Source organism: Chryseobacterium angstadtii, assembly GCF_001045465.1.
Lineage (GTDB): Bacteria > Bacteroidota > Bacteroidia > Flavobacteriales > Weeksellaceae > Chryseobacterium > Chryseobacterium angstadtii.
Window position 1 is genome coordinate 1 of record NZ_LFND01000007.1, and the last position, 12,449, is coordinate 12,449.

12 protein-coding genes and 1 pseudogene are annotated in these 12,449 nt (G+C 38.5%); 8 read left to right on the plus strand and 5 right to left on the minus strand.

Features of this window, described 5'->3' with window-relative positions:
- From ACM46_RS19060 to ACM46_RS19080, 5 genes and pseudogenes are all read left to right on the plus strand, one after another.
- Window positions 1-351, plus strand: a pseudogene (locus tag ACM46_RS19060) (thioredoxin family protein); the annotation flags it as partial.
- Window positions 352-555: 204 nt separating this feature from the next.
- Window positions 556-2,064: a T9SS type A sorting domain-containing protein gene (locus tag ACM46_RS23030; RefSeq protein ID WP_241486058.1), complete on the plus strand. Its 1,509-nt coding sequence runs from the start codon at window positions 556-558 to the stop codon at window positions 2,062-2,064.
- Between the two features lie 195 nt (window positions 2,065-2,259).
- A complete protein-coding gene (locus ACM46_RS19070; protein WP_048508294.1) occupies window positions 2,260-2,775 on the plus strand; it encodes a biopolymer transporter ExbD in 516 nt (171 codons plus the stop codon).
- A 61-nt stretch (window positions 2,776-2,836) separates the two neighbouring features.
- Complete coding sequence (locus ACM46_RS19075; RefSeq protein ID WP_048508295.1) at window positions 2,837-3,619, plus strand: alpha/beta fold hydrolase; 783 nt, start codon at window positions 2,837-2,839, stop codon at window positions 3,617-3,619.
- A 74-nt stretch (window positions 3,620-3,693) separates the two neighbouring features.
- Window positions 3,694-4,509, plus strand: coding sequence for a patatin-like phospholipase family protein (locus tag ACM46_RS19080; RefSeq protein ID WP_048508296.1), 816 nt, complete (start codon window positions 3,694-3,696; stop codon window positions 4,507-4,509).
- Between the two features lie 19 nt (window positions 4,510-4,528).
- Here the strand turns inward: ACM46_RS19080 and ACM46_RS19085 are convergent, their stop codons facing one another.
- On the minus strand, window positions 4,529-6,118 hold the full coding sequence (locus ACM46_RS19085) for a T9SS-dependent choice-of-anchor J family protein (RefSeq protein WP_083997465.1): 1,590 nt from the start codon (window positions 6,116-6,118) through the stop codon (window positions 4,529-4,531).
- 96 nt (window positions 6,119-6,214) lie between these two features.
- Complete coding sequence (locus ACM46_RS19090; RefSeq protein WP_048508298.1) at window positions 6,215-7,210, minus strand: DHH family phosphoesterase; 996 nt, start codon at window positions 7,208-7,210, stop codon at window positions 6,215-6,217.
- A gap of 235 nt (window positions 7,211-7,445) precedes the next feature.
- Here ACM46_RS19090 and rpmH point away from each other — a divergent pair, with 235 nt between their 5' ends.
- The gene (gene rpmH, locus ACM46_RS23035) at window positions 7,446-7,604 is read left to right on the plus strand and encodes a 50S ribosomal protein L34 (protein ID WP_040997588.1); all 159 of its coding nucleotides are present in this window, start codon (window positions 7,446-7,448) and stop codon (window positions 7,602-7,604) included.
- A gap of 155 nt (window positions 7,605-7,759) precedes the next feature.
- A complete protein-coding gene (locus ACM46_RS19095) occupies window positions 7,760-8,470 on the plus strand; it encodes a cell division ATP-binding protein FtsE (RefSeq protein ID WP_048508299.1) in 711 nt (236 codons plus the stop codon).
- Between the two features lie 43 nt (window positions 8,471-8,513).
- Here ACM46_RS19095 and ACM46_RS19100 read toward each other — a convergent pair whose 3' ends face one another.
- From ACM46_RS19100 to ACM46_RS19110, 3 genes are read right to left on the minus strand one after another with little or no spacing between them, the layout of a single operon-like run.
- Window positions 8,514-9,218 carry a tRNA1(Val) (adenine(37)-N6)-methyltransferase gene (locus tag ACM46_RS19100; protein WP_048508300.1) on the minus strand — a complete coding sequence of 235 codons (705 nt, stop codon included), beginning with the start codon at window positions 9,216-9,218 and terminating at the stop codon, window positions 8,514-8,516.
- Window positions 9,218-10,672, minus strand: a complete 1,455-nt coding sequence (locus tag ACM46_RS19105; protein ID WP_048508301.1) for a sensor histidine kinase — start codon at window positions 10,670-10,672, stop codon at window positions 9,218-9,220. Before ACM46_RS19105 ends, ACM46_RS19100 begins: the two co-directional genes overlap by 1 nt.
- Before the next feature lies 1 nt (window position 10,673).
- Window positions 10,674-11,258: a riboflavin synthase gene (locus ACM46_RS19110; RefSeq protein ID WP_048508302.1), complete on the minus strand. Its 585-nt coding sequence runs from the start codon at window positions 11,256-11,258 to the stop codon at window positions 10,674-10,676.
- 48 nt (window positions 11,259-11,306) lie between these two features.
- On the opposite strand from ACM46_RS19110, the gene pdxA reads away from it, so the two are divergent.
- Window positions 11,307-12,398, plus strand: coding sequence for a 4-hydroxythreonine-4-phosphate dehydrogenase PdxA (gene pdxA, locus ACM46_RS19115; protein ID WP_048508303.1), 1,092 nt, complete (start codon window positions 11,307-11,309; stop codon window positions 12,396-12,398).
- The last annotated feature ends 51 nt before the right edge of the window (window positions 12,399-12,449 follow it).

Consider the following 12,449-nt stretch of genomic DNA (forward strand, 5'->3'; position numbering starts at 1 on the left):
GAAAACTGCCGGAAAATGGAGGAATTCGTATGGAGTGAGCCGGATATCTTACCGATCCTTCAAAATGATGTAGTACTCGCTTCTTTATATGTAGATGATAAAGAAGAGCTTCCTGAAGACCAGAAAACGAAAATAGATCTTGGTGACGGGCAGATTAAAAAGGTTAAAACAATCGGTGACCGATGGAGCTTATTCCAGCAGGTGAATTTCAATAACAATTCCCAGCCGCACTACGTTCTGATCACACCGGATGGAAAAGTAATCAACACTCCTGTGTCCGGATATATGCCGAAAGAGGATTTCAAAAAGTTCCTGGAATGTGGTGTTAATTATTACAAAACAATAAAGTAAGATTTAATCTCAACATCATAAAGCCTTATCAATTGATTTTGATAGGGCTTTTTTGTGCACTTATTAGAAAAATATCCACACTTACTAATTCATTTGAGAATACTTCCTTTTTTTTATTAAATTACACCCTGAGCCACTCAATTACAATTACATATGAACTATTTCAAATTTACTTTTTTATTTTCCCTAATCATGTACTCCTTTATGCCAGCGCAGACCGCACCTGCTATACAATGGCAGAAATCATTGGGCGGAAGTAATGGAGATCTCGCAAAATCTATTCGGCAAACTTTTGATGGAGGATATATTATGGCTGGAGAATCTTCTTCTACCGACGGAGATGTTACTGGAAATCATGGAAGCAATGGATATCAAGATTACTGGATTGTAAAGCTGGATCCTTCAGGAATGATACAATGGCAGAAATCACTGGGAGGAACTCTTTATGAGAGTTCAAATTCTATTCAGCAAACTTCTGATGGAGGATATATCATTGCCGGACAGTCTTTTTCTACCGACGGGGATGTTACTGGAAATCATGGAAATGCCGATTACTGGATTGTGAAATTAGATGCCTCAGGAAACTTACAATGGCAAAAATCATTGGGTGGCAGTAAAGAAGATGTAGCCAACTCCGTTCAGCAAACTTCTGACGGAGGGTATATTATTGCCGGAGAGTCTTATTCTACCGACGGGGATGTTACAGGGAATCATGGGATTTCCGATTGCTGGATCGTAAAATTAGATACATCAGGAACCATGCAGTGGCAGAAATCACTGGGTGGAAGTTCTTACGAGAGGGCCAATTCAATCCAACAGACTTCCGACGGAGGATACATTATGGCAGGGGCTGCCAGTTCTACCAATGGAGATGTTAGTATAAATCATGGAAACGAAGATTTTTGGATCGTTAAATTAGATGCCTCAGGAACTATACAATGGGAAAAGACATTGGTGGGTAATCTCGCTGATTCTGCACAGTCTATCCAACAAACATCAGAGGGAGCATATATTGTTGCCGGCTTATCTAATTCTGTAAACTCTGAAATTCCTACAGTTTTCGGAGTATCCAATTATTGTGTGGCAAAATTAGATGCTAACGGAAACACATTATGGCAAAGATATTATGGGGGCAGCGGCGGCGATCACCCTTTCTCTACCCAACAAACATCTGACGGAGGATATATTGTAGCAGGGGGAACTTCTTCTTTTGACGGAGATGTTACGGGAAATCATGGAGGTTTTGATTACTGGATCCTGAAATTAGATCCTTCAGGGAACATACAATGGCAGAAATCATTGGGTGGGAGTGATTATGATGAAGCCTATTCCATTCAACAGACCGCTGATGGCGGGTATATACTCGCAGGTATGGGGTTTTCTGCAAACGGAAACATTACGGGATACTACGGAAACAGTGACGCCTGGATCGTCAAATTAAGCTCCGCCCAATTAAGTACTGCGGAATCTCAACTTATGAATAAGCCTCATATCTATCCAAATCCCGGAAAAGATTTTGTGTATATCAGTCCTTTGCCTGGTGAAACAACAATCAGTATTTCCGATATGTCCGGAAGGAAATTATTTACCCGGAAATACAGTGAACAAAAGGCGGCAATAGATGTCAGAGCATTTACCAACGGCACCTATCTCATTCAGGTATTTTATAAGGATGAAATCATTTTATCCGAAAAACTCATCATCAGCAAATAACAGAATTATCTTAAAATTTCAAAAAATAATAGAGAATAAAAAACCACCACAGTAATTCAAATGTTAAAATTCAAATATTTTTCAAAATAATTATCAATTACTAAATTAAGGTATAAACTTTGTATGGATTCCTCTAAATAAAGATCAAAAGTTCAGTCTTTATTAAAATTCGTTTAACATTTAAAATTATGAGTTATGGCTGAAGTAATTGCACAAGAAAAACAGGGAGGCAAACAAAAGAAAAAATTAATCAGAGTAGACATGACCCCGATGGTGGATCTGGGATTCCTGCTGATCACCTTCTTTATGTTCACCACCAATTTTACAAAACCTAATGTGATGGATCTGGGGCTTCCGGCAAAAGGAACACCTCCAAGTGGACCTGTCGTAGACCAAAGAAATCAAGTTACATTTATCCTGGGAAAAGACAACAGGGTATTTTACCACCAGAGCAATGAGACGGATCTCAATTCAGAAAATCTGAAAGAGACGGATTTCAGCGGTGTGAAAATTTCAAAAATCATTTCTGAAGCTTATAAAAAAGCTCCGGTACCTGAAAACTTCACCGTGATTGTAAAACCAACCGATGATGCCAACTACAAAAACTTCGTAGATATTCTGGATAATATTGCGATCTCTAAAAAAGAAAGATATGGCATTACAGATATAAAACCCTGGGAAGAGAAAGTTTACACTGAACTTACCCAATAATACAAAGGAGCATTTTTACAATGCTCTTTTTTTATTTAAATTTGAAGAAACATCTAAGATTATGCTGAACTTCGAAAGAAAAGGAAAAGGGAAAGAAACCCTGGTACTGCTTCACGGTTTTATGGAAACCCTTTCTATCTGGAAGGATATGGAACCTCATCTCTCCGAGAATTTCTCCCTCCTGAAAATAGATCTTCCCGGCCATGGACAGTCCGACATTCTAGCAGAAGTCCACACGATGGAACTTATGGCTGATGAAGTAAAAAAGGTCCTAGATCATGAAAAACTGAGCAAAGTCCATTTGCTGGGTCATTCTATGGGTGGCTACACCTCGCTGGCCTTTGCAGAAAAATATCCTGAAACCCTTAAAAGTCTTACTCTGTTTTTCTCCACTTATTTTGCAGATGATGAAGAAAAGAAACAGCAGCGGATCAAAAGCTACAGAATTATCAAAGATGCCTTTGCCCATTATGTCAGAGCCGGAATACCGAATCTTTTCAACCCCAATGAGAGGGATATCCTTGAAGGTAAAATTGAAATAGCTCTCGAAACAGCCCTTTCTACCAATAATCTGGGAGCACTGGCCTGTGTAAAAGGAATGGTGGCAAGAACAGATAAAAAGCATATCATGGAAAATCTTGAAGCTAAAATTTTAGTTTTGGCCGGAAAACATGACAATGCTGTAAAGACAGATACCATGATCAAACATCTTCCGGACAGAACGAATATCAAATCGTATATTCTGGATTGCGGGCACAACGGACACTGGGAAAAACCGGGTATCTGTGCCGAGATTATCAATACGGAACTTCTTCACAATCTTCCAAAAAAATTAGTGCTTTAAAAGCTTTTGCTATGACGCATCTCAGCTGCTTCGTATCAAAAATTCTTGTATCTTAGTAAGGAATAATTATCTCAATGGGTTTATTCTCTTTCAAAAAAAAGAAACCGCCGGTCATCGGCCTTACGCTTTCCGGTGGAGGAATGCGTGGAATAGCCCATATTGCAGTATTGAAAGCGCTGGAAGAATACAATCTGAAGCCGCATATTATCTCAGGAACCAGCGCAGGCTCCATTGTCGGGGCATTCTATTCTTTCGGAAAATCACCGGACGAGATGATGGATATCGTAAGAAACACTACATTCTTCTCCAGATCTTACCTGAAGCTTTCTAAAAATGGGATCTTCAGCTCTAATTTTATTTTAAAGCTGTTCAATGATCATTTTCCTGAGAATGATTTTAAGATCTTAAAAATTCCGGTTTACGTTACGGCTACGGAAATGACTCATGGAATTGTAGATTTCTTCTCGGAAGGAGAGCTTTTCAGTCCTCTTCTGGCTTCATCAAGCGTTCCTTTTATTCTCCCGCCTGTAAGAATAGGTGAAAAAATATATGTTGACGGAGGTGTTCTGGACAACCTTCCCATTGAACCTATTATTAACAAATGTGACTTTCTCATCGCTTCACACGTTAATTCAATAAGCTATGACGAATTAAAGAAAATGAGCCTGATGAAAGAATTTGACAGGATTCTCCATTTAGCCATTGCTAAATCGGTTTATTCTAAAGTAAAATCCTGTGATATTTTCTTAGATCCTCCTAAAATGACGAAATTCAGTTTGTTCAGTAAGAAAAATCTGGATGCTATGTTCCAGGAAGTATATGATTATACTTGTGAAGAACTGGAGGAGAAAGGATATATAAAAGGCTCCCAAAACGAGAGCCTTTTATAATAGATTATTTAAAATTGTATTATTCTTTAATTACCTTAAATGTCTGTTCGGAATCTTCTGTTTTAACTTTTACAAGATATACCCCTGATTTCAAATCACCAGTCTGGATTACAGATACATTTTCCTTAACAGATTTAACCAATCTTCCTTCAGCAGAGTAGAATGTTACTTCTGTTACTTTTCTGCCTGATGTTGAAATATTTAAAACATCTTTCATCGGATTCGGATATACTGCTAATTTTGCCTGAGCATTGGTTTCATTTACGGCCAATGTTCCGGCTGGAACAATAGTAATGAGGTAATCTTCAGCCTGCCCATAACCAGCTGTTCCTGAAGTTGAGGTAAGTGAAGTTCCTGAAGAATAACATGGACTTAAATATATAGTGCTTCCAAAGTTCTTCTTCACTCTCATTCTTGTTTTTCCTAATGTAGCCGTAGCAGGAACCACAATATTTCCGGTTGCCGTTTTGGCATCAACACCTGTAGAATTCACCAGTGTAACTGCTGTAGCAGCCGTTCCAAAGAACGCTTCTCCTGTATCCGCAAAATCCCCATCCTGGTTCCAGTCTATATATACTATAAATCTATTGGTACTATTTCCGTCCGTGTTTCCTTTGAAAGTTATCGGATACGTGGCTCCCTGTTCCACAGATACATTTTTATCTGTAAAGTTTTCATGAGCCGGGCTTGTTAACACTTCTGAAGAAGTATTCGTCATATTTCTCAACTGCACAGAAGTGATAGGTTCCACCCCATCTGTAAACCTAAGGTTTCCAGAACAGTAAGGAGCAAATGCATCTCTGGTCGTAAAGCTGGAAGTCTGACATCCCACAGCAACGCCTGCCGCATTTTTAGCTACAACTTTCCAGTAATACGTTGTATTTCCAAGCAGGTTAGAAAAATCAGCAAATAAATAATTGCTTGCTACCAGCGTTGTTGGATTAGAGTTGGTATCCAGATATACATCATAGCTATCAACTTTTCCTCCGGAAGCTGGTGCAGTCCATGTTAATGTGGCTGCATTAGGATTCACCCCGGTAGCCCCATTAGCAGGCGAAACTAAAGACGCAACACAGTTAGGTACTACGGTAGGTGCAGTATCAGTTGAAATATCATCAAACAATAATCTGAACATGTCTGTAGAAGTGGCCTGGAAGCCTACATATACCGTCTGCCCTACATAAGCGGAAAGATCTACAGAAAAGAAGGTCCATTTGCTCGGAGCTGGCGCGTTTGCGGTCAGTACAGTGGTAAACGCAGCTGCAGTAGCAGTCGTAGTGGACAATTTAACAGCATAGTTTTCAACATAGTTAGGATCTTGGTTCTTTACAAAATAGGTTAGTCTGTCATTCACCCCAGCTACGACAGTAATGGCTGGAGTCACTAAAAAATCATCGTGAGCAGCCGTACTGTAATTGATCTGCGCAGCATTGGGCAGGGAATAGGTACTTCTCGGAGCTCCCGGACCAAAAATAAATCCATTGGTATCTCCTCCGTTAATTACACTCCATCCGGCAGGAGTAGTAGTGCCGGCATCGAAATTTTGAAAAAATTGTGCATGTGCAGCAATAGGTAAAGCGCACAACAACGCGAGTAGTTTTGTTTTCATGAAATAATTTGTTTTATCATTAATTTAGTACCCAAAGTACAATAAATTTATATATAAAACAAACTATCAAACAAATCTTTACGATTTAATAAATTTCTAACTTTCTACAAATCGTTTAAAATCTTCAATCGTATTCTCTAAAGAGCCATAAGATTTTCCACCAGCGGCATTGATATGTCCGCCTCCGTTAAAGTGCTTTCTGGAAAACTGGTTCACATCCACATCATCTTTACTTCTGAAAGAAATTTTAATAAAATCATCATACAGATCTTCCATGAAGAATGCCGCCATTTTTACACCTGCAATGCTTAATCCGTAGTTCACAAAACCTTCCGTATCGCCTTTCTGGAAACCAAATTCTTTTAATTCATTTCTTGTAAGAGACAATATGGCTACTTTACCATCATTCACTACTTCTATTCTTCCCAAAACAAGAGCGAGAAGATGAAGGCGGGAAACCGTATTCGTGTCCCAGGTATTTGAAGTGATTATTGAAGGATCAGCTCCGTTTTCGATTAAATTGGCAATAATCCTGTGTGTGGTTGCACTCGTGGAACGGAAACGGAAGCCTCCTGTATCCGTCATAATTCCGGTATAAAGACACTCCGCGATATCCTGATTGACCAAAGATTCATCCTCCATGGCTTCTATAAAATGATAAATCATCTGGGAAGTGGCAGGAATTATCGTATCAGAATATACAAAATCAAATGCTTCCGGCTGCTGGTGGTGGTCGATCAGAATTTTTTTAGCCGTGGCCTTCGTAAGCCAGTCGCCCAATATTCCTATTCTTGAAGGAGAATTGAAATCAAGACAGAAAATCACATCCGCCCCGTTAATCAGATCAGATGCATACTTTCTTTTATATTCTCCGATAATCACTTTTTTAGATTCCGGCATCCATTTCAGGAACTTGGGAAAATCGTTGGGAACAATCACTTCTGCAGAAATTCCTTTTGCTTTCAGATAATGTTTCAGCCCGAGACTGGAACCTATAGCATCTCCATCAGGATTATAATGAGTAAGAATAACTATATTGTTTTCAGGCGTAAGTAACGTCTTGATATCTGAAAGTTCTGCTGGTGTAAACATCGTGTGTTTATTTTTCTTTAAATTTGAGTTTCCAAAGATAGAGCTTTTAAATAAATCATTTCAATATTATTTCTGAACGCGGAATTTCATTTCCAGTTATGGTTTATCAAGTATTGAATAAAAAACATTTCAAATAATTTCTAAAAAAAGATTAGTAAAGTTTGTAACTTTTAAAAATTTCTATATCTTTGCAACCTGAAAATTAATAGATTAATTACGATTTAAATATATAGTAATGAGTAAAAGAACATTCCAACCATCAGAGAGAAAGAAAAGAAACAAGCACGGTTTCAGAGAAAGAATGTCTACGCCAAACGGGAGAAGAGTTTTGGCAGCAAGAAGAGCTAAAGGCAGAAAGAGTTTAACTGTTAGTGCTTCACGCGCTAAGAGATAATATCTCGAATTATCATATACAAATCATGCTTGAAAAGAAGTTTTTCAGGCATTTTTTGTTGTTAAAATTTCCCAAAGTTTACCTTTTTTAAGCTTCTTTTTTCTATTTTTAAGATCTGAAAAAATATTTCAGAAATTGTACGATAAAATTGAATTATGCCGCATACCAATATCTCAGGAGATAATATTATAAGCTTACAGCACGCAAAAATTGCGCAAAAAAACTTTACTGTTCTTACTGATGTTAATCTAAACATCAAGAAAGGCAGATTCTGTTACCTTATCGGAAAGACAGGTTCCGGAAAAAGTTCCCTTCTGAAAACACTTTACGGACACATTCCTTTAGCATCAGGGCACGGAGCTGTAGTAGGCTTTGAACTTGCCAAACTGAGACCTTCAGATATTCCTAATCTGAGAAGAAAATTAGGAATCGTATTTCAGGATTTCCAGTTATTGTCCGACAGAACGGTTGAGAAAAATCTAAAATTCGTTCTTGAAGCTACAGGCTGGAACGATAAAATAAAAATGGAAGACCGCATCAATGAAGTTTTGGGAAGCGTAAACATGAAAAGCAAAAAACACAAAATGCCTCATGAACTTTCCGGTGGTGAGCAGCAGCGTGTGGCTATTGCCAGAGCTTTACTAAACCATCCTGACCTTATCCTTGCCGATGAGCCTACAGGAAACCTGGATCCGGAAACATCCAACGAAATTATGACCCTTCTGAAGCAGGTAGCTCTTGAAAACGGCGCTGCTGTAGTAATGGCAACCCATGACTATCACATGATTCAGAACTTCCCGGGTGAAGCCATCAGATGTGAAGACGGAAAAGTTTCCGTACTGGATACCGCAGAATTATTTGAATAAAAATGAAAAGATTAAAAGTTCAGAATCTTCTGACTTCTAATCTCTAGTTTCTAAATTCTTTAAAAACATGAAACTCTTTAGTGAGTTCAAGATATTGGTCCGAGTATTGTCTCGGACTTTTTTCTATGACAAAATCAGAGATTTCCGGTGAATTTTCCAGCAAAGAAAACTCCAGAACTAATCTTTTCGTTTTTGAGCCTGCAATGCCCTGGATGTTTACTTTTCTTTTGAGAAATAAACTGTTCTGCAAGGCTATTTCCGTAAAATCCTCCCCCGCTTCCGCAGGAATAATCACCGATAAAATACCTTGATCAGAAAGCAACTCAGCAGAAGCCGAGATAAGCTGCAGGAAATTAAGCTCCACTGTCTGGCGGGCAATTTTATCTTTATCCGAACCCGATTCTTCAAAGTACGGAGGATTTGAAACAATCAGATCAAACTTTCTATCCGTTTCAAAAGTTTTAAGATCCTGGTGGATACTTTTCAGTCTTGACGAAAAAGGAGAATGTTCAAAGTTTGTTTTGGTGAGTAGCGCAGCTTCTCCATTGATATCCAGACCCAGAAAAGAAGCATGGCTGTTTCTCTGCGCCAGCATTAATGAGATCAGTCCTGTTCCTGTACCCACTTCCAGAACACCCGAAGCATTTTCAACATTACATAATGTACCAAGCAGAACTCCGTCTGTACCCACGCGGAAGACGTCTTTTGACTGCTGAATTTCGAAATGTTTAAATGTAAAAGGCTTCACTATAAATTCGTAGGCAATGTAATGGTAAACGTAGATCCCTTCCCTACTTCAGATCTTACGGCAATCTCTCCTTTATAATCCTCAATCATTTTTCTTACCATGGAAAGACCAAGTCCCATCCCACTGTTTTTAGAGGTAAAATTAGGCTCAAATATCCTTTCGTACATATTTTCCGAAATCCCTATCCCGTTATCCTGTACGGAAATCATGACCCTTCTCTGATGTTGTTCTACATCTACATTGATGATCAGTTTACGCTGATCACTTTGAGCCTGCTTCGCATTGGTCACAAGATTGGTGATGATCCTGGAAAGGTAAATCCTGTCCATATTGATCATAATATTGGATTTATTGGAATGCATGAAAATACTGTCGTCATTAAAGACACGCAGAATATCTTCCACTTCGGTATTCAGATTGATGACTTCGTTGTTTTTCTCAGGGAGTTTTGCAAATTCGGAGAAAGCTGAAGCAACCGTTGCAATCAGATCGATCTGATCTACCATGGTTTTACTCATCTGTTTTACCCTTTCTTTGATATTCGGATCTTCCGGATCAAATTTCCTTTCAAAATTCTGGATGGTCAGCTTCATTGGGGTAAGCGGGTTCTTAACCTCATGCGCCACCTGTTTTGCCATTTCTCTCCAGGCCTCTTCGGATGCTTTGAAACGAAGTCTTTCTTTCTGGTCCTGAATCTGCAGGATCATCCTGTTATAAGCTCTTGCCAAAGCATTAAGCTCGTCATTTTTATAGTATCTGATGGGACGCATTTCATTTTCAAACAATGTAATACGTGTAATCATATCTGAAAATTTAGTGATATTCTTCGCAAGACTGTTAGAAGTCACCCAACTGATCCAGATGCTGAATAAGATAAGGAAAATATCGACCAGAAGAATATATTTTACATACTGATGAAGTACATCAAGATAGGCAGATTCATTGTGATACAAAGGAATGTATACAATTCCTACAGGCTCCAGTTCATTATTTTTTAAAAGGAGATAAGACGAGGTACGGCCTGCATCTTTGGTTTTGTCGTACCCTTTGATATCAACCCTGGAATCGGTAGCCAGAATTTTATTAACAATATTGATGGGGATCGTTTTCTGATCAATAAGACTTTCATCTTTGTTGGAAAGAAGATAACTTCCTTTCAGATCATAGATAACAATATCATGCTGGTTGATATCGGCTATTTCAAAAATTTTATTCCCCAATACCTGCGGCAGATCTTCGGTTTTCACAAGCGTTCTGCTGACCGCATAATCCAGATACCTCATTACGGCATTGGTTTTCTCCTGCATATCGATATTACTCTGCTGCATAGAGTTATTCCTTAAAACAAAATAGGGAACGAGTGAGGTAGCAACAACACTTAAAAAACATACAAGCAAGAAACCGAAAAACACCCGGTTTCTTAAACTATATCCTTTATATTTATTAATCGGCATCCTACTTTTTAATTAACCTAGCAATATACTTACCAATAATATCAAATTCTAAATTAACTTTATCTCCGATTTTAAGATGCTGCATATTGGTGAACTCCCACGTGTAAGGAATAATAGCCACTGAGAACTGTGTATCTTCACTTTTTGCCACGGTAAGACTGATTCCGTTTACCGTAATTGAACCTTGCGGAACCGTTACAAAGCTACCTCCATCTTCATATTTTATCGTAATAAAATAGCTTCCGTCTTTATTTTCGATTCCCGATACTTCCCCGGTTTTATCCACATGTCCCTGTACAATATGTCCATCCAGTCTTCCATCCATTTTCATACATCTTTCAAGGTTGACAACGGAACCTACCTCCCATTTTCCAAGATTGGTTTTTTCTAATGTTTCATTGATGGCTGTTACTACATAATGATCCCCTTTAATCTCAACTACGGTCAGGCAGCATCCGTTATGAGCAAGACTCTGATCTATTTTCAGTTCGTTAGTAAAAGGACATGTTAGGGTGAAATCTATGTTGCTTCCTTTTTCTTCAATCTTTTCAATAACGCCAACTGCTTCAATAATTCCTGTGAACATATTATTTTTTGCTAAATTTGTAAATTATAATGTTCAAAGATAATCAAAATGAGCCCAAAAAACCATAAAGTACGAGTAGGAATTTCAATAGGTGATTTTAACGGCATTGGTCCGGAGATCATCATGAAGTCTCTGACAGACAAAACCATTACGGATTTTTTCACTCCGGTAATTTTTGGCTCGGGAAAGTTATTTACCTTCCAGAAAAATATTTTCAAGCTGAATCTGAATTTCAACTATGTGAATGAAGCATCCCAGGCTCAGGCAGGAAAACTTAATATGGTGAACTTAACCAAAGATAACGTCAACGTAGAATTGGGTGTTCCAACTGAAGAATCCACAAAAATGGCCATCGACTCTCTGGAACTGGCTACGGAAGCTTTGATGAAAGGGGATATTGATGTGCTTGTAACCGCACCAATCAATAAGGATGAAATGGTAAAAATGGGCTTTAAACATGCCGGGCACACGGGATATTTTGAAGAAAAGTTCAGTAAAAAAGGATTAATGTTCCTGGTAACTGAAGATTTGAAGGTTGCCGTTTCCACCCACCACATCCCGATTGCCAACGTTGCAGAAAATATTTCCAAAGAAAAAATAAAAAAGCAGATCAGAGCGCTGAACCAGACCCTGATTGAAGATTTCTGTATCCAGAAACCTAAAATTGCGGTATTGGGACTGAATCCTCATGCAGGAGACGGAGGCGTCATCGGAAAAGAAGAAATTGAGATTATAGAACCTGCCATAAAAGAGCTTTCAGACAATGGAGTGCTTACTTTTGGGCCTTACCCGGCAGACAGTTTCTTCCAGCCTGGAAAATACAGAAACTTTGATGCTGTTTTAGCGATGTATCATGATCAGGGGCTGGCTCCTTTTAAAACTTTAGCTTATGAGGAAGGTGTGAATTACACAGCCGGACTTCCGTTCATCAGAACTTCTCCGGACCATGGAGTTGCCTATGATATTGCCGGAAAAAACATCGCTGATGCTCAAAGTTTTACAGAAGCTATTTTCACCGCTATTAAGATTTTCAAAAACAGAAGTGAATATAACGATCTGATGAACAACAGAATGCAGCCTAGAAAAATGGCTGTGGACAACGGAGTAGATGAAGATCTGCCTGATGAACAGGAAGCATAACCCTAGAAAACAAATTTTAAATTAATTTGTTATGGAATTTATTTGTTATTA